This is a genomic window from Cryobacterium sp. Hz7 (assembly GCF_004402815.1).
GTDB classification, from domain to species: Bacteria; Actinomycetota; Actinomycetes; order Actinomycetales; family Microbacteriaceae; genus Cryobacterium; species Cryobacterium sandaracinum.
Genome location: NZ_SOFB01000049.1, coordinates 98,136 through 115,292, shown reverse-complemented (window position 1 = coordinate 115,292; position 17,157 = coordinate 98,136). Strand labels below are relative to the sequence as shown.

Annotated in this window: 15 protein-coding genes; 8 read left to right on the top strand and 7 right to left on the bottom strand. The window is 69.0% G+C overall.

The window, feature by feature from the left end; genetic code table 11:
* The first annotated feature begins 47 nt into the window (after positions 1-47).
* The 8 genes from E3N86_RS10820 (at position 48) to E3N86_RS10785 (ending at position 6,298) form a co-directional block, all read left to right on the top strand.
* Positions 48-1,298, top strand: a complete 1,251-nt coding sequence (locus E3N86_RS10820; RefSeq protein WP_134511930.1) for a ThiF family adenylyltransferase — start codon at positions 48-50, stop codon at positions 1,296-1,298.
* Positions 1,299-1,300: 2 nt separating this feature from the next.
* Positions 1,301-2,599, top strand: coding sequence for a gephyrin-like molybdotransferase Glp (gene glp / locus E3N86_RS10815; RefSeq protein WP_104101334.1), 1,299 nt, complete (start codon positions 1,301-1,303; stop codon positions 2,597-2,599).
* The gene (moaC, locus tag E3N86_RS10810; protein WP_104170175.1) at positions 2,596-3,093 is read left to right on the top strand and encodes a cyclic pyranopterin monophosphate synthase MoaC; all 498 of its coding nucleotides are present in this window, start codon (positions 2,596-2,598) and stop codon (positions 3,091-3,093) included. The genes glp and moaC overlap by 4 nt, the downstream gene beginning before the upstream one ends.
* A 2-nt stretch (positions 3,094-3,095) precedes the next feature.
* Positions 3,096-3,809: a molybdenum cofactor guanylyltransferase gene (locus tag E3N86_RS10805; RefSeq protein ID WP_241986042.1), complete on the top strand. Its 714-nt coding sequence runs from the start codon at positions 3,096-3,098 to the stop codon at positions 3,807-3,809.
* A 6-nt stretch (positions 3,810-3,815) separates the two neighbouring features.
* A complete protein-coding gene (locus tag E3N86_RS17010) occupies positions 3,816-4,103 on the top strand; it encodes a DUF6457 domain-containing protein (protein WP_174843016.1) in 288 nt (95 codons plus the stop codon).
* Positions 4,103-4,342 (top strand): MoaD/ThiS family protein, encoded by a 240-nt coding sequence (locus E3N86_RS10795; protein WP_104101341.1) that lies wholly within the window; start codon positions 4,103-4,105, stop codon positions 4,340-4,342. The genes E3N86_RS17010 and E3N86_RS10795 overlap by 1 nt, the downstream gene beginning before the upstream one ends.
* A 131-nt stretch (positions 4,343-4,473) precedes the next feature.
* Positions 4,474-5,799 carry an MFS transporter gene (locus tag E3N86_RS10790; RefSeq protein ID WP_134401483.1) on the top strand — a complete coding sequence of 442 codons (1,326 nt, stop codon included), beginning with the start codon at positions 4,474-4,476 and terminating at the stop codon, positions 5,797-5,799.
* Positions 5,800-5,830: 31 nt separating this feature from the next.
* Positions 5,831-6,298: an SRPBCC domain-containing protein gene (locus E3N86_RS10785; RefSeq protein WP_104101347.1), complete on the top strand. Its 468-nt coding sequence runs from the start codon at positions 5,831-5,833 to the stop codon at positions 6,296-6,298.
* A 386-nt stretch (positions 6,299-6,684) separates the two neighbouring features.
* Here E3N86_RS10785 and E3N86_RS16880 read toward each other — a convergent pair whose 3' ends face one another.
* The 7 genes from E3N86_RS16880 to E3N86_RS10750 all read right to left on the bottom strand — a co-directional run bounded on the left by E3N86_RS16880 (position 6,685) and on the right by E3N86_RS10750 (position 17,157).
* The gene (locus tag E3N86_RS16880; RefSeq protein ID WP_134415158.1) at positions 6,685-7,044 is read right to left on the bottom strand and encodes a hypothetical protein; all 360 of its coding nucleotides are present in this window, start codon (positions 7,042-7,044) and stop codon (positions 6,685-6,687) included.
* Positions 7,045-7,496: 452 nt separating this feature from the next.
* Positions 7,497-8,270: a respiratory nitrate reductase subunit gamma gene (gene narI / locus E3N86_RS10775; protein ID WP_104194627.1), complete on the bottom strand. Its 774-nt coding sequence runs from the start codon at positions 8,268-8,270 to the stop codon at positions 7,497-7,499.
* Positions 8,267-8,959, bottom strand: coding sequence for a nitrate reductase molybdenum cofactor assembly chaperone (gene narJ / locus E3N86_RS10770; RefSeq protein WP_104101355.1), 693 nt, complete (start codon positions 8,957-8,959; stop codon positions 8,267-8,269). The genes narI and narJ overlap by 4 nt, the downstream gene beginning before the upstream one ends.
* Positions 8,956-10,611: a nitrate reductase subunit beta gene (narH, locus tag E3N86_RS10765; RefSeq protein WP_134511929.1), complete on the bottom strand. Its 1,656-nt coding sequence runs from the start codon at positions 10,609-10,611 to the stop codon at positions 8,956-8,958. Before narH ends, narJ begins: the two co-directional genes overlap by 4 nt.
* On the bottom strand, positions 10,612-14,397 hold the full coding sequence (locus E3N86_RS10760; protein WP_134511928.1) for a nitrate reductase subunit alpha: 3,786 nt from the start codon (positions 14,395-14,397) through the stop codon (positions 10,612-10,614).
* Between the two features lie 79 nt (positions 14,398-14,476).
* On the bottom strand, positions 14,477-15,187 hold the full coding sequence (locus E3N86_RS10755; protein WP_134342350.1) for a metalloregulator ArsR/SmtB family transcription factor: 711 nt from the start codon (positions 15,185-15,187) through the stop codon (positions 14,477-14,479).
* Positions 15,184-17,157, bottom strand: coding sequence for a cation-translocating P-type ATPase (locus E3N86_RS10750; RefSeq protein ID WP_134511927.1), 1,974 nt, complete (start codon positions 17,155-17,157; stop codon positions 15,184-15,186). Before E3N86_RS10750 ends, E3N86_RS10755 begins: the two co-directional genes overlap by 4 nt.

Genomic DNA, 17,157 nt, shown 5'->3' with positions numbered 1-17,157 from the left:
ACTGTTTTGGGTACACACCGGGCGCTGCCAACGCCTACCGTGGAAGCATGGCCATTCCCCCCCTTGTCGAGCCGATCGCCCGCCTGAGCGGCGCCGAATCCGTTCGCACCGCCCGCCAACGCCGTCTGCCCCAGCTCAACGAGCTCGGCCAGCGCCGCCTCGCCAACGCCCGGGTGCTCGTGCTCGGCGCCGGCGGGCTGGGGTCCCCCGCGCTCATCTACCTGGCTGCGGCCGGCGTGGGAACGATCGGCATCGTCGACGGCGACGACGTCGAACCCAGCAACCTGCAACGCCAGATCGTGCACGGCCAGGCGGATGTCGGACGCCCCAAGGTGGCCAGCGCCGCCGAATCGATCGCCCAGATCGCGCCGGAGGCCGTGGTCGTGCAGCACGCCGAACGGCTCGACGCCGGCAACGCCGCCGCGATCATCGGCGGTTACGACGTGGTCATCGACGGCACCGACAACTTCCCCACCCGTTTCCTGGTCAACGACACCTGCGCGGCCCTGGGCCTGCCACTGGTCTGGGCATCCGTTCTCCGTTTCGACGCCCAGCTGTCGGTGTTCTGGGCCACCCCACCGGCCGAGAGCGGCCTCACCGGGGTGCATCTGCGCGACCTGTTCCCGACCCCGCCCACAGAGGGTGAGGTGCCCAACTGCGCCGAAGCCGGCGTGCTCGGCGCGCTCTGCGGCCAGGTGGGCTCGCTGATGGCCACCGAGGCGATCAAGCTGATCGCCGGTATCGGCGCTCCGCTGATCGGGCGCGTGCTCGTGATCGACGCGCTCTCGGGCCGTTTCACCGAAGTGCCCCTGATCGGCACCGGCATCGCCGCCGCCGACCCGAACCCGGCAGCGACCCTCGCCGCCGCCCGCGGCTCCGCTCGGGCCGCCACCGCTGGGGCCTGGTCGACGCTCACCCCGATGGAGCTCGTGGCCCGGCTCACTGCCCGCGCCGAGGGAACCGACCCGTTCGTGCTGGTCGACGTGCGCGAGCCCGACGAGCACGCCGAGAGCGCCATCCCGGATGCCGTCCTGCTGCCTCTCGGCGACCTGCTCACCGAGGCCGGAATGGCCACCCTGCCGCGGGACGTGCCGCTGGTGCTGCACTGCCATCTGGGGCCGCGGGCCGAACGCGCCGCGATGGCCCTGGACGCGGCCGGCTTCACCGGCCTCACCCTGCTCGCCGGCGGGATCGTCGCCTGGGACGTTGCCGTCGCCGCACGCACGGCTCCCGGCCGGGGCAGCAAGTGGGCCGGCGACGCCGTGTCCAACGAATCGACGACCACAGCGGGGAACTGACCATGACGGGGAACACGCACGAGCACACCCACGAGCACGACGCCGACGCTTGCGCCGTACCGGTCTCGGCCCGCAGCGTCGCCGACCAGCTCTCCTTCGTGCTCGCCGCGGTCGCCCCGCTGCCGCCCGTGCTGGTCTCGCTTGACGAGGCGCTGGGCCTGATGCTGGCCGAGGATGTTCGGAGCGCCACGGACACACCTCCCTTCGACAACTCGGCCATGGACGGCTATGCCGTCCGGCGCGCCGACCTGCTGCAGGCCTCCGCCGAGCACCCGGTGACGCTGCCGGTGGTCGCCGACCTCGCGGCCGGAACCAGCCAGAACCCGCACCTGGAGACCGGGCAGGTGGCCCGGATCATGACGGGGGCGCCGCTCCCGGACGGGGCGGATGCCGTGGTTCCGATCGAAGACACCGATCAGGGCATCGACACGGTCACCGTCGTGCGGGCGCCGCAGCCGGCAGCGCACATCCGTCGCGCCGGCGAAGACGCCCACGCCGGCGACACCGTGCTCACCCGCGGCTCAGTGCTCTGGCCGACCCGGGTTGCCGCGGCCGCCAGCGCCGGAACCTCGTCGCTCCGGGCGCACCCGGCTCCGCGCGTGGCCGTGATCTCCACCGGGAGCGAGCTCGTCACCCCCGGCGAACCCGCCCGGCGCGGCCAGATCCCCGACTCCAACTCCTACCTCCTCGCGTCGGCCGTCACCGCCGCCGGTGGGGTTCCGATCCGGCTCGGCGCGGTTCCCGACGACGAGAACACGCTCCGCAGCCTGCTGGCCAGCCTCGCCGGCACGGTCGACGCCATCGTGCTCTCCGGCGGGGTGAGCGTCGGCGCCTACGACATCGTCAAGGCCGTGCTCGCCCCGCTCGGCACCGTACGGTTCGGGCCGGTCAAGATGCAGCCGGGCAAGCCTCAGGGTTTCGGCCGCTGGCCGGCCGACGACAATGCAGTCGAGGGACCGCTCATCTTCGCCCTCCCCGGCAACCCAGTCAGCGCCTTCGTGTCGTTCGAGGTGTTCGTGCGGCCGGCCCTGCGCCGCCTCGGCGGGCACATCGACCTCTTTCGCCCCACGATCTCGGCGACCGCCGGGGAGAGCTGGGACTCCCCGCCCGGCCGTGCCCAGTACATGCCGGTGACCCTCGAGGGCGTGGGAATCCGCAGAGTGGTCCGCCGGTCCGCCGCGGGCGGGTCGGGATCCCACCTCGTCGCCGGGCTTGCTCAGGCCGTCGGGCTGGCCATCGTGCCGGAAAACGTGACGCGGATTGCCGAGGGCGACCGCGTCACTGTCATGCTGTTGACATGAGCATCCGCGACCTGTCCGCACACCCCTTCACGCATCTCGACTCTTCCGGCCAGGCCCGCATGGTCGACGTCACCGAGAAGCAGCCCACCGTGCGCAGCGCCACCGCCGCCGGCTTCGTGGCCTGCGGACCGACGGTCATCGCGGCCCTTCGCGACGGCAGCACCCCCAAGGGCGATGTGCTCGCCGTGGCCCGCATCGCCGGAATCCAGGGTGCCAAGAAGTGCGCCGACCTGCTCCCCCTCGCGCATGTGATCGGGGTGCACGGCGCCGCCGTCGACCTCGTCATCGAAAACACCGGGGTGCGCGTCACGGCCACCGTGCGCACGGCCGACCGCACCGGCGTCGAGATGGAGGCGCTGACCGCCGTGTCGGTCGCCGCCCTCGCCGTGGTCGATATGGTCAAAGGCCTCGACAAGTCCGTTTGGATCGAGAACGTGCGCCTCATCACGAAGACCGGAGGGAAGTCCGGCGACTGGCACCGCCCGAACGAGTAGCGATGACCCGAGCAGCCATGAGCGTCGACCTGATCGTGCTGGCGGGCGGGCGCGCCCGGCGCCTCGGCGGCGCGGTCAAGCCCGCGGTCGAGGTCGCCGGGCGCACGCTGCTCTCCCGGGTGCTGGACGCACGCGGTCTCGCCCGGAACGTTGTCGTGGTCGGGCCGGAGGAGGCCCGTGCGGCCGTCCCGGACGACGACACTTCCGAGCTGACCTGGACGCTCGAAGATCCCCCGTTCGGCGGCCCGGTCGCCGGCATCGTGGCGGGACTCGCGGCGCTCGAGCACGCGACCGCGTCCGGGTCTGCGGACTGGGTGCTCCTGCTGGCCTGCGACCTGCCGTGGGCAGCGGATGCCGCCCGCCTACTGGTGCCGGCGGCGTCCGACCCGGGGCTGCCGGCATCCGTTCACGGCCTGCACCTGGTCGACGCGGGCGGCCGCGCGCAGTGGCTCGCGGGGATCTACCGTCTGGCGCCGCTGCGGGCGGCCGCGCACCGGCTCGGCGCCGACGCCCACGGTGCCAGCATGCGCGGACTGCTGGCCCCGCTCGAGCTGCGGGGCGTCCGCGACCAGAACGGCGAGGGGAGCGACGTGGACACATGGCAGGATGTGGAGAGGAGTTCCGCACTGCTGACCAGCACCCCACCGTGGAGCAATCCGACCGCGGAGCAATCCGATGAGGAGCAATCCGATGAGGAGCAATCCGATGAGGAGTGATACCCAATGAGCGCCTCGACCCCGCTTCCCCCTGAGGCTCTCGCCGAGTGGCTGGTGGCCCTCGCCGCCGCACTCGGCCTGGATCCGGCCGACATCCCCGTGGGCACGCTGCTCGACGTGGCCCGCGACGTGGCCCACAACGTGGCCCGGCCCGCCGCCCCGCTGAGCACGTTCCTGGTCGGTCTGGCCGCCGCCCGGAACGGCGGCACACCCGCCGCCATCGAGGCCGCCAGTGCGCTGGCCACCCGGCTCGCCCTCACCTGGCCGCCGGACCAGCCGGAGGCGACACGCTGATGGCGACCATCCGTTTCTTCGCCGCGGCAGCCGAATCCGCCGCCGCCGACGCGGCCGCGATCGATGCCGCCACCATCGGCGACTTGCGCGCCCAGCTCACCAGCCTCTACGGCGACGAGTTCGAGCGCATCCTCGGCCGGTGCTCCCTGCTCGTGAACGGCACGCGGGCGACGGATGACACGGTGCCGCTCTCCGGGAGCGACACCGTCGACGTGCTGCCGCCCTTCGCCGGCGGCTGACGCCCGCCGATTTCGGTTCTGTTCGACCGAATCATTTTTCACGGCGTTCACGCGTTGTCGCATTTCCGCTGTACCGCGAGGGTGGAAGCTACGCGGGCCTGGTGCCCGGCAGCAACCAGCCGAGGAAGTCCATGTCAGTCGCAACGTCCCCGCAGTTCGCCTCGAAACTCAAACCGGATCTGTCCAACTGGGACCCGGAGAATGACGAGACCTGGGATCCGGGGCTCGCCTGGCGCACCCTGTGGATCACCACCTTCAGCCTGACTCTGAGCTTCGCGGCCTGGTACCTCGTCAGCGCGATCGCCCCGCGTCTGAACGACATCGGCTACTCCCTCGCACCCAGCCAGCTGTACTGGCTCGTCGCCCTCCCCGGGCTCGCCGGCGGCCTGCTGCGCCTGGTCTTCATGTTCCTGCCGCCGATGATGGGCACCCGCAACCTCGTCGCCATGTCGTCGGCCCTGCTCATGATCCCGATGCTCGGCTGGACCCTCGCCGCCCGGGACACGTCTACGCCGTACTGGGTGCTGCTCTCCCTGGCGTTCGCGGCCGGCATCGGCGGCGGAACCTTCTCCGGTTTTATGGCATCGACCAGCTACTTCTTCCCCAAACGCCTCGCCGGTACGGCTCTGGGCCTGCAGGCAGGCCTCGGCAACTTCGGCATCGGCCTGATGCAGCTGATCCTGCCCTGGGTCGTCGGATTCGGTCTGCTCGGCACCGCCGCCCTCACCCCCCAGAGCAGTGCCGACGGTGACCTCGTCTGGCTGCACAACGGTGGGCTGGTGCTCATCCCGTGGGCTCTGCTTGCCATCGTCCTGTCGGTGATGTACCTGCGCCGGGTGCCGATCACGGCGAACTTCCGCCAGCAGATGGACATCTTCCAGGTCAAGCACACCTGGATCATGACCGCCATCTACCTGATGAGCTTCGGCGCCTACAGTGGCCTCGCCGCCCAGATGGGCCTGATCATCCTCAACGTCTACGGCGACTTCCCGGATGCCCCGAACCCGCTGGCCTTCGCATTCATCGGCCCCGTCCTCGGCGCCCTGGTGCGGGCGGCGAGCGGCCCGTTCTGCGACAGGTGGGGCGGCGCGATCTTCACGTTCATCGGTGGCCTCGGCATGGTGGCGGGAACTGCCCTCACCGCCTTCTTCCTCACGCCGACCAGCGTGGACGAGTTCTGGGGCTTCCTCACCGGCATGTTGATCATCTTCTTCTTCGCCGGGCTGGCCAACGCCGGCACGTTCAAGCAGATGCCGATGATCTTCCCGAAGCGTCAGGCCGGCGGAGCCATCGCCTGGACCTCCGCCATCGCGGCCTTCGGACCGTTCGTCGTGGGCATCTCGCTCACCATGATCAGCCCGACCGCGTTCTTCGCCGGCTGCGCCGTGTTCTGCGTGTTCTGCACCTGGCTCGCCTGGTTCTACTACGCCCGCAAGGGTGCGCCCTTCCCCAGCTGATCGATCTGCCGGAGCGGAGTACGATCCCCGCATGGAACAGCTGCACTTCACGATTCGGATCGACGCTCCGGTACACGCCGTCTGGAGCACGATGCTGGACGCGTCGACCTACCGGGACTGGACCCGGGCGTTCCATGAGGGTTCCCACTACGTCGGAAGCTGGGCGGAGGGCAGCACGATCCGCTTCCTCGCCCCCGGCGAGGATGCTTCCCACAGCGGGCTGGTAGCCACGGTCGTCGAAAACCGGCTGGACGAGTTCATCTCCCTGGAAATCCACGGTGCTGTCTCCCGGGGCATCGACGACACCACGAGCGCTCACGCGCGGCGGTTCGCGGGCGCGCACGAGGACTACTCCTTCAGCGAGTCCGACGGGGTGACCACACTCGTGGTGACCGTCGACACCGACGAGGAATTCACGGCCATGTTCGCTGCGGATTGGCCCCGCGCCCTCGCGCGGCTCGCGGAGCTCGCCGAGGAACGGGCCGCCACCGCCGACTAGCTGCCCGAATCCTGCCAGCCGTGGGCGATGAAGGGGTCGGACTGGGAGTTCCGAGCCCCGAACGGAGCGGAGCGGGTGGTCGACGCCCGATCCGCACCAGCGCTGCTGCCCATCCGGCGGGGGCTGTGGCCAACTCAGGAGATCCGTCCGGCCGGGCCGAACATCCACACTTGTTCCGCACTGATCCGTGGCGGCCGGTGCATGCCGGCAACGGATGTCCTGAGTTGGCCACACACACACACACACACACACACACACACACGCTCGCGCGACCGGGCCTAACCCGCGGAAGAGTCAGGAGAGCCAGAATCTCCGCCGAGTGGACCCGCGAGGTTGCCGCCGGCGTGGGCGCCGACAGCTCCGTGACCGACTGAGTTCAGGCCGGCTCAGTCGTCGTCTTCGCCCCCGGCGGGCGCCGGTGCTCCCCCGGCCTCGGACCAGACGGCCGCCGCCCCGCTGTGACCGATGCACACGGCCTGCACGATGGTTCCCGTGGCGGCGACCAGCGCGGCCACGGCCAGCACGATGGCCACCCACTTCGGGGTGCGGGCGACGGATGTCCGGCCGCCGACCTCCCGGTAGTTCCACCAGAGCAGAACGGCAGCGACCACGACCAGGGCGGCAACCCAGGGCAGCAACCCGTCGGCCAGCTCGGAATGGGTCTCGACCAGCGCGGTCTCGGTGACCCGCTCTCTCAGCGCCTCCCCGGATTCGCGCGCCAGCGGCACGAGAACGAGTGCGGCCAATGCGAGGATCAGCGGCAGGAACTTCGCCCACCGGCGAAACCGGGGCCAGAGGGCCGCGACGACGACGACGAGGGCGCCGTGGGAACGACGACCGCGGTCGCGTGCACCACGAGGGGGTGCACAGGCAAACCGAAAATGGTGTCGAGCAGCGCATCGAACATGTGTCTCCTTCTGGGGCATCCTCAGGCACGAAATTGGACCCACACCGGCAATGCTAGGCACCGGAGCGGAACCCCGCCATACAGCGCAGGCTTCGCTTACCAGCCCGAGTGCGGCGGGATCAAGACGCCCTCGATCGCCTGCAGGCGGCCTGGCGTGCGCGCGGGCTAGCCCTTCGGGCAGCCCAGGTGCCGGCGGCCTGCATCATCCGTTACCCCTGCGCGACCCGCTCCCCCGGCTGCATATGGCGGCTGCGGGTCGCGCACCGGCGTCGACGTCCCTGGGATCTTCGGCTAGCGGCGGCCGCCCACCTTTTCGCGGGTGTCCCTCGGTAGTTCGCTCTTCTCCCAGCCACGGCGGGCCTTCTGGGAGCCCGCACCGCGGTGGCCGTCCCGCGAGCGGTAGACGATGTAGGGACGCACGAAGTAGCCGAGCGGCGCCGAGAATACATGTACCAGTCGGGTGAAGGGCCACAGCAGGAAGAGCATCGTGGCGGAGAGCACGTGCAGTTGGAAGAAGAACGGCACGTCGCTCATCAGCGCCGGGTCCGGCTGAAAGGCGTACAGGCTGCGGATCCACGGCGAGATCGACCCACGGTAGTCGTAGCCGGCGCCGAGCACCTGGTAGAGCACGGTCGCCGTCGTGCCGAAGGCGATGGTGCCGGCGAGGAACAGGTACATGACCTTGTCCATCACGGTCGTGACCAGCTTGACCCGGGCGACCAGGCGGCGACGGATCAGCAGGATGGCGAGGCCGGCGATGGTCAGCACCGCGGCGACGCTGCCCAGCCAGGTGGCCCCGAGGTGGTAGATGTGCTCGGTGACGCCAAAGAACTCGAGCCACGGTTTGGGGATGAAGAGTCCGACAATGTGACCGCCGAAGACCATCAGGATGCCGTAGTGGAACATGGGCGAGCCCCAGCGGAGCCACTTGTTCTCGTAGGTCTGGCTCGACCGTGAGGTCCAGCCGAACTGATCGAACCGGTAGCGCAGAAGGTGGCCGACGATGAAGACCCCGGCGGCGGCATAGGGGAACGCCACCCAAAGCAGAATGTCGAGCGGATTCATACCCGTACTTCCTCGCTGTTCGCGCCGGACGGCGAGAACGGTTTGAGATTGCCCAGGAAGGTCATGCCGACCGTCTCGGTCGGCGGACCCTCGTTCACCAGGTTGAGGTAACGCTGACGCGTCTCCTCGTCGATCTTCGGGAGAGACAGGGAGACCGCCTCCACAATGTGCGCGTAGGGGCTCGGCACGGCCTCGAGTGCCATGCGGAGCACCTCAATCCCGTCGCGGTGCGCGGCGAGCAGTTCCTGTGCGATCGGCGAGTCGCTCCGCGCGGAGAATTCGAGCACCATCGGCAGGTAGTCGGGCAGTTCGTCGGCGGCGACCTCCCAGCCCGCGGCACGGTAGGCCTCGACGAAGCGCACGAGCGCCATGCCGCGGCGACGGGTGTCCCCGGCCGCAAAGTAGCTCAGGTACGGGCAGCACTTGCGCTTGAGGTCGAAAGTGGCCGTGAAGTGGATTTCCAACTCCTGCTGCGTCATCGCATCCGCTTTCGTCAGGAACGCCTCGAAGGCGTGGCGGAGCGGATCCGGCAGCAACGCCACCGACGCGGCGACAGCACCGAAACGGGCCCGTCGCTCCTGGCTAGGGTAATCCAGCAGAATGGATGCCGCCATGTGCGCCATCCGGCCGTCCTCCGCGGACAGAGGCAGCGCCGTGACCTTGCGGGTCGGGAGCTTCGGCAGCCTCATGCGGGACTCCCGGAGGCCTTCGGCGGGAACATGCCCTCCGGCACGCCGCCGCCGGTCCAGTTGAGCAGGTTGACCCGGCCGGGCGTGGTGGGCTTCGTGCGTTCGGAGCCCTTGCCGACCATCTCGTTGTAGTTGTCGACGGTCGCGTTCAGCGGCATCCCGGGGGTCTTGCCATACGTGGCGACGCTGGGGCCACCCATACCGGGGCCGCCGTCGGTGTCGAGCGAGCAGGCGAGTTCCTCAAGCTCACGCGCCGTCTCGACGTGCGCCTTGGGGATGACGTAGCGATCCTCGTATTTGGCGATGGCCAGCAGGCGGTACATGGCCTCGATCTCGGGGCCGGTCATGCCGACCGCTTCCGGGATCGACTCGTCGCGGTCGCGGCCCAGGTTGATGTCGCGCATGTACGACCTCATGGCGGCGAGCTTCCGCAGCGAGGACTCGACGGGAACGACGTCTCCGGCCGAGAACAGCCCGGCGAGGTATTCCACCGGGATGCGGAGCTTGTCGATGGCGGCGAACAGGGTGCGGGCATCCTCACCGTCGTTGTTGGTGGTCGAGATGACGTCGACCACCGGGGACAGCGGGGGGATGTACCAGACCATCGGCATGGTGCGGTACTCCGGATGCAGCGGCAGAGCCACCTTGTACTCGGAGATGAGCTTGTAGATCGGGCTGTTCTGGGCCGCGAGGATCCAGTCGTCCTCCATGCCTTCGGCCTTCGCCGCGGCGATGACCTCAGGGTCGAACGGGTCGAGGAAGCAGGCGCGCTGGGCATCCAGCAGGTCGTGCTCGTTCTCGACCGAGGCCTGCGCGAGGACCGCGTCGGCGTCGTAGAGCATCAGGCCGAGGTAACGCAGCCGGCCGACGCAGGTCTCCGAGCAGATCGTGGGCTTGCCCTGCTCGATCAACGGGTAGCAGAGCGTGCACTTCTCGGCCTTACCCGTCTTGTGGTTGAAGTAGACCTTCTTGTACGGGCAGGCGGAGACGCACATGCGCCAGCCGCGGCATCCGTCTTCGTCGACGAGGACGATACCGTCCTCCTCGCGCTTGTACATGGCGCCCGAGGGGCAGGCCGCGACGCAGGCGGGGTTCAGGCAGTGCTCGCAGATGCGCGGCAGGTAGAACATGAAGGTGTTCTCGAACTCCATCTTCACGTGCTCGCTCATGGTGGCGAGGATGGGGTCGTCTGCCGCGGTCTCCTGCGAGCCGCCGAGGTCGTCGTCCCAGTTGCCGGACCACTTGATGTCCATGTTCTGGCCGGTGAGCAGCGACTTGGGCCGGGCGACGGGGCTTTCCGTGCTCAGCGGAGCCTTGGTCAGCATGTCGTAGTCGTAGGTCCACGGCTCGTAGTAGTCGTCGATCACCGGGAGGTCGGGGTTGTTGAAGATGGTGGCGAGGCGCTTGATGCGGCCACCGGAGCGCAGTTTCAGGCGTCCGCGCTTGTTGCGCTGCCAGCCGCCCTTCCACTTGTCCTGGTCTTCGTAGCGGCGCGGGTAGCCGACGCCGGGCTTGGTCTCCACGTTGTTGAACCAGACGTATTCGACGCCGGTGCGGTTGGTCCACACCTGCTTACAGGTGACCGAACAGGTGTGGCACCCGATGCACTTGTCGAGATTCATGATCATCGACATCTGAGCCATTACGCGCATTTAGTACTCAACCTCCTGGCTGCGTCGACGGATCACGGTGACCTCATCGCGTTGGTTCCCGGTCGGGCCGAGGTAATTGAAAGCGAAGGACAGCTGGGCGTAGCCACCGATCAGGTGACTCGGTTTCAGCAGGATCCGGGTGAGCGAGTTGTTCGTGCCACCGCGCATGCCGCTCGTCTCGGCGATCGGCACGTTGATGGTGCGGTCCTTCGCGTGGTACATGTACACGGTGCCCTCGGGCATCCGGTGCGAGACGACCGCACGGGCCACGACGACGCCGTTGCGGTTGTAGGACTCGATCCACTCGTTGTCGCGCACGCCGATCTTGTCGGCGTCCTGCGGTGACATCCAGATGGTGGGCCCGCCGCGGGACAGCGACAGCATCATCAGGTTGTCCTGGTACTCGGAGTGGATCGACCACTTGGAGTGCGGGGTGAGGTAGCGCACGGCCACCTCGGCCCGGCCCTTCGAGCCGGTCGCGCCGGTGGACGAGGTCGACCCGACGATGGAATCATCGAACAGGCGGTGCATGTCCAGCGGCGGCCGGAAGATCGGCATGGTCTCCCCCAGCTCGATCATCCAGTCGTGGTCGAGGTAGAAGTGTTGCCTCCCGGTGAGGGTGTGCCAGGGCTTGAGGTGCTCCACGTTGATCGTGAACGCGCTGTAGCGTCGGCCGCCGTGCTCGCTGCCGGACCATTCCGGGGAGGTGAGTACCGGGACCGGGGCACCCTGCACATCCGGGTAGGAGAAGCGACGGCCCTCGTTGTCGCTGGCCAGGTGCGCCAACTTCTGGCCGGTGCGCTCCTCCATCCTGCGGAAGCCTTGCGTACCGAGCCGTCCGTTGGTGGTGCCGGAGAGCGCGAGCACCATTTCGCAGGCCTGGATGGCGGTCTTCAGTTGCGGCCGCCCGGCGGCGGGGCCGCTCTCGACGAGCCCGTTCTTCTTCGCCAGGTAGGCCACCTCGACGTCGGGGTTGAACTTGACGCCCTTGGTCATCATGCCGAGCTTCTCGGTCAGCGGGCCGAGGGCACCGAGCCGCGCGGCGAAGGCCGGGTAGTCGCGTTCGACCACGACCAGTTTGGGCATGGTCACGCCGGGCACCAGCACCTGGTCGTATTCGACTATGCCGTGCGGGGCGCTCATCGCATCCGGGGTGTCGTGCAGCAGCGGAACGGCGACCAGGTCCTTCCGAACCCCGAGGTGCTCCACGGACATCTCGGAGATCTTCTCCGCGAGGATGTGGAAGATGTCGAAGTCGGTCTTCGCCTGCCACGGCGGGGCGATCGCCGGGTTGAACGAGTGGATGAAGGGGTGCATGTCGGTGGTCGACAGGTCGTTCTTCTCGTACCAGGTGGCCGGCGGCAGCACCACGTCGCTGAAGATGGTGGTGCTCGTCATGCGGAAGTCGCTGGTGACCATCAGGTCAAGCTTGCCCTCGGGGGCGGTCTCGTGCCACTTCATGGTCTTCGGGCGCTTCTCGGGCGGCGATTCGGGGGCGCGAACGGCGTTCTTGGTGCCCAGCAGGTGCTTCAGGAAGTACTCGTTGCCCTTGCCCGACGAGCCGATCACGTTGGCCCGCCAGACGTCGAGGATGCGCGGGAAGTTCTCCGGCGCATCCGGGTCCTCGATGGCGTACTCGAGGGTGCCGTCGCCGAGGGACTCGACCACGTACTGGGCCGGGTCGACGCCCGCCCGGACCGCGTCGTCGACGAGGTCGAGCGAGTTGCGGTTGAAGGTGGGGTAGCCGGGCATCCAGCCGCGCTTGGTCGACTCGACCAGGCAGTCCGCGGTGGTGCGGCCGGCGAAGGTGCCTGCGCCGAGCGGGCTGGACAGGGTGTCGGCGGCGAGGCCGTCGTAGCGCCACTGGTCGGTGGCGAGGTAGAAGAAGCCCGTGCCGATCATCTGGCGGGGCGGGCGCACCCAGTCCAGGCCGAACGCGTACTGGCCGTAGCCGGTGAGCGGGCGCACCTTCTCCTGGCCGACGTAGTGAGCCCAGCCGCCACCGTTGACGCCCTGGCAGCCGGTCATGGTGGTCAGTGCCAGGAAGGCCCGGTAGATGGTGTCGGAATGGAACCAGTGGTTGGTTCCGGCACCCATCAGGATCATCGAGCGTCCATTGGAGTCTTCGGCGTTCTGCGCGAACTCGCGACCGATGCGTTCGGCGGCCTGCATCGGCACCGAGGTGATGCCCTCCTGCCAGGCAGGGGTACCGGGTGAGGTGGCGTCGTCGTAGCCGGTCGGCCAGACACCGGGCAGGCCTGGCCGGCCGACGCCGTACTGCGCGAGCAGTAGGTCGAACACGGTGGTGACCAGCTGGCCGGCCACCATCCGCACGGGGACGCCGCGACGGATGATGCCCGCACCGCCCGCGTGCTGCTCTCCGATCTCGTCGGTCTCCGGAGCAACGTCGAACCGGGGCATGTCGATGGCGACGGACGCCTGGTCGTAGTCGGGCGCGTCGGCGATGGACAGGAGCGGGTCGACACCCTCGAGGTCGAGGTTCCACTTGCCGACGTCGGTCTCGGAGAAACGGTGCCCGATCGAACCGTTGGGCACGACGACCTCGCCGTCGTGGCCCAGAAGCACCGGCTTGAACGCGGCGCTGGCGACCGTCGGGGCCAGGCCGGGCAGGGCATCCGCGGTCACGAACTTGCCGGGCACGTACGCGTCGCCGCGCCTGGTGAGGCTGATCAGGTAGGCGGAGTCGCTGTAACGCTTCATGTAGTCGACGAAGCGGGGCGTGCGGCGGTCGACCAGGAATTCCTTGAGCACGACGTGGCCCATGGCCAGCGCGAGCGCGCCGTCGGTGCCGGGGTGCACGGCCAGCCACTCGTCGGCGAACTTGGAGTTGTCGGCGTAGTCGGGCGAGACGGTGATGACCTTCTGGCCCTTGTAGCGGGCCTCGACCATGAAGTGCGCGTCGGGCGTGCGGGTGACCGGCACGTTGGAGCCCCACATGATCAGGTAGGAGGAGTTCCACCAGTCTGCCGATTCCGGCACGTCGGTCTGGTCGCCGAACACCTGCGGGGACGCCACGGGCAGGTCGGCGTACCAGTCGTAGAACGAGAGCATGGTGCCACCGAGCATGGAGATGAACCGGTTGCCCACCCCCTGCGAGACGATCGACATGGCGGGGATCGGCGAGAAGCCGGCGATGCGGTCGGGGCCGTACTTCTTGATGGTGTGCACGTGGGCAGCGGCGACGATCTCGGACGCCTCGTCCCAGCTGGTGCGCACCAGGCCGCCCTTGCCGCGGGCGCTCTTGTAGGCGCGGGCGCTCTCGGGGTCGCCGGTGACCTCGGCCCAGGCGAGCACCGGGTCGCCGGTGCGGGCCTTCGCCGCACGGAACAGGTCGAGCAGCACGCCGCGCACGTAGGGGTACTTGACCCGGGTCGGCGAGTAGGTGTACCAGCTGAAGGCGGCGCCGCGGGGGCAGCCGCGGGGCTCGTATTCGGGTGAGTCGGGGCCGACGGAGGGATAGTCGGTCTGCTGGGTCTCCCAGGTGATGATGCCGTCCTTGACGTACACCTTCCAGGAGCAGGAGCCGGTGCAGTTCACGCCGTGGGTGGACCGCACCTCTTTGTCGTGGGTCCAGCGGTCGCGGTAGAACGAGTCGGCGTCGCGGCCGCCCGTAAGGAACACGGATCGCAGGTCGGGTGAGGCCTTGCCTCGACGCAGGAACCGCCCGAGCTTCAGGATCGTGTCGTCGATGGGGCCGTCGATGCCGGGCTTGGCCGGCCGGGTCGTAGCCGGCTTCGAGAAAGCCGAATTCTTGAGTGTTTTCACAACGTACCCCTTGCACTGCCCGGGGTCACCATGGTCGGCAACCACCCTCGGACTCCAGTCTCAGGGGTGGCGAAATTCGCTACAAGCCGGAAACGCCGTGATAAATGATTGCCGGCTTGAGCCGTTCCGGGGCGGTGGGTGCGGCGCCTGTTTCGACACCTGGGTCGGCGTCGGACCGGTGCAGGTCGAGGGTGCAGGTGTTCAGTTCGACCAGCGGGTGCAGCGCGTCGGCGCTCAGGGGTCCCTCGGTCCTTTCGAGCAGGGTTTTCAGCAGCCCGAAGTGCACCCGGCAGACCTCGGGGTGCGCCTTGACCATCTCGCTGTACGGGCATTCGTGCAGGTGCACTCGGTTGCCGTCGGCACCGTCGATCTCGAGCCGCGCGTCGAAGCCGGACTCGTCGAGGTGGTCGTCGAGGGCGTCCAGCTGCCGCTGCAGCGGCGAGTGGATGACGGCCTCGACCCGCAGCATCCGTCGCACCTGGTCACCGTGGCGATCGGCGGCTTCGGCCTTCGCGGCCCGGATGGAGCCGTCGACGTGGTTCGGGCCGGCGGCGGCGCTGTACAACATCCGAGGCCGGCCCTTGGAGTCTTTGTTTTCCGGGTGACAGGTGACGAAACCGTCACCGATCAGGCGCTGCAGGTGCTCCCGGGCCGTGTTGTGGTGCAGACCGGTGGCCTCGGCCAGGTCGCCCACCGTCATCGTTCCGCGCTGCTGCAGGAAGTACAGAAGCTGAATCCTGCTGAAGGACGCGAGCGTGCGGTAGCTCGACGAGGGGGAGGACGGCGTCACCTCCTAATCATCTCCTTATTTTCTGAATTCTCTGACTTTTTCGGGGACTGGACATGCAATTCGGACGAAATCCGACGTCGTGCTCTGCGTTCCGCGCGCTGCCCGGACCGGCGCAGCAGGCGCATCGCATTCACGATCACGATCAGTACGGATGCCTCATGCACGAGCATGCCGCCGAACATCGTCACGCCGCCGAACAGCACACCGGCCAGCAACAGCACCACCGTGACCAGCGCGAGGGCCACGTTCTGGTGCATGACGCGCACCGTGCGGCGGGCCAGGTCGATGGCGGCGGGGAGCATCAGCAGGTTGTCACCCATCAGCGCGATGTCGGCGGTCTCGACCGCGACGGCCGAACCGGCCGCCGCCATCGCGATGCCGATGTCCGCCGTGGCCAGGGCCGGGGCGTCGTTGACGCCGTCTCCCACCATCGCCACGACGTGGCCGTCCCGCCGGAGCCCGGTGACGACGTCGAGCTTGTCCTCCGGCAGCAGCGACGACCGGATCTCGTCGATTCCGACGTGGGCACCCACGGCCTGCGCCACGAGCGGCCCGTCGCCGGTGAGCATGACGACCCGAACAATCCCCGCCGCGTGCAGCGCGTCCACCATGTCGGCGGCGTCGGGACGCACCTCGTCGGCCACGGCGAGGACACCGGCGACGACGCCGTCGAGCACGACGATCAGCGGCGTGCGCCCGTGGGCGGCGAGTTTCTCGGCCAGCGTCGTGGCGGCATCCGTGCCCGCGATCCGGTGGGCGCGGAGCAGGGCCGGATTGCCGATCAGCACGGTGCGGCCGGCCACCGCGGCGACGATGCCCTGCCCGGGCACCGACGTGATGTGTTCCGGCAGGCCGGTCACCTGGGCGCCCTGCGCGGCTTCGCGTGCGGCCTCCCGCGCGGCGGCCTGCACGATCGCTCCGGCCAGCGGATGCTCGGAGCCGGCCTCCGCCCGTGAAGCCCAGGCGAGCACCTCGGCACGGGTCAGGGCGGGGTTCAGCACCACGACATCCGTCAGGACCGGACGGCCCCGGGTGAGGGTGCCCGTCTTGTCGACCGCGACGACCGTGATCTTCGCGGCGGTCTCGAGGAACTCGCCGCCCTTGATCAGGATTCCGAGCTGCGCGGCGCGGCCGATCCCGGCGACGATCGCGACCGGGATGGAGATGACCAGGGCGCCGGGACACCCGATCACGAGCAGGGTCAGCGCCAGGAATACGTCGCCGGTCACCACGCCGACGATGATCGCAAGCACCAGGATGCCGGGGGTGTACCAGGCCGAGAACCGGTCCATGAAGACCTGGGTCGGGGCCGTGGCCTCCTGCGCCTCCTCGACCCGGTGCACGATGTGGGCCAGGGTGGTAGCCGCGCCGACCTCGGTGGCCAGCACCTGCAAGAAGCCGCCGGTCGAGACCGTGCCGGCGAAGACGCGGTCGCCGGCGCGCTTCTCGGCCGGGGAGGACTCGCCCGTGATGGAGGCCTCGTCGATCGTGCCCGTGCCCTGCTGCACGGTGCCGTCGACGGGCACCCGCGCGCCGTTCTTGACCAGGACGGTCTCCCCGGTCCGCACGGACCCGGCCAGGACCTCGAGCTGCTCGCCGTTCCGTAGCACGAGGGCGACGTCCGGGGCCAGGGCCACGAGCGCGGTCAGGGCGGAGCGGGTGCGGTTGAGGGTGGCCGATTCGAGGGCATGCCCGATGGCGAACAGGAAGGTCACGGCGGCGGCCTCCCAGTATTCGCCGAGCACGATGGCGCCGACGGAGGCGACCGTGACAAGCAGGTCGATGCCCACGACCCGGGCGAGCAGCGCTCGCCCGGCGGTCCGCATGATCGGGAACCCGGCCACGACCGCGGCCGCCACCATCGCCGCGTCGGAGACAAGCGGCGGCACCGGCAGGAGGCCGAGCAGCCAGGCGGCGCCGATCAACGCGCCGGAAATGAGGGGAATCAGGTGGCGGCGCACGATGGTCAT

Excerpts from the sequence above, each read along its gene's own strand:
- E3N86_RS10820 (WP_134511930.1), top strand. The coding sequence starts at position 48 with ATGGCCATTCCCCCCCTTGTCGAGCCGATCGCCCGCCTGAGCGGCGCC.
- glp (WP_104101334.1), top strand. The coding sequence starts at position 1,301 with ATGACGGGGAACACGCACGAGCACACCCACGAGCACGACGCCGACGCT.
- moaC (WP_104170175.1), top strand. The coding sequence starts at position 2,596 with ATGAGCATCCGCGACCTGTCCGCACACCCCTTCACGCATCTCGACTCT.
- E3N86_RS10805 (WP_241986042.1), top strand. The coding sequence starts at position 3,096 with ATGACCCGAGCAGCCATGAGCGTCGACCTGATCGTGCTGGCGGGCGGG.
- E3N86_RS17010 (WP_174843016.1), top strand. The coding sequence starts at position 3,816 with ATGAGCGCCTCGACCCCGCTTCCCCCTGAGGCTCTCGCCGAGTGGCTG.
- E3N86_RS10795 (WP_104101341.1), top strand. The coding sequence starts at position 4,103 with ATGGCGACCATCCGTTTCTTCGCCGCGGCAGCCGAATCCGCCGCCGCC.
- E3N86_RS10790 (WP_134401483.1), top strand. The coding sequence starts at position 4,474 with ATGTCAGTCGCAACGTCCCCGCAGTTCGCCTCGAAACTCAAACCGGAT.
- E3N86_RS10785 (WP_104101347.1), top strand. The coding sequence starts at position 5,831 with ATGGAACAGCTGCACTTCACGATTCGGATCGACGCTCCGGTACACGCC.
- narI (WP_104194627.1), bottom strand. The coding sequence starts at position 8,270 with ATGAATCCGCTCGACATTCTGCTTTGGGTGGCGTTCCCCTATGCCGCC.
- narJ (WP_104101355.1), bottom strand. The coding sequence starts at position 8,959 with ATGAGGCTGCCGAAGCTCCCGACCCGCAAGGTCACGGCGCTGCCTCTG.
- narH (WP_134511929.1), bottom strand. The coding sequence starts at position 10,611 with ATGCGCGTAATGGCTCAGATGTCGATGATCATGAATCTCGACAAGTGC.
- E3N86_RS10750 (WP_134511927.1), bottom strand. The coding sequence starts at position 17,157 with ATGACCATCGTGCGCCGCCACCTGATTCCCCTCATTTCCGGCGCGTTG.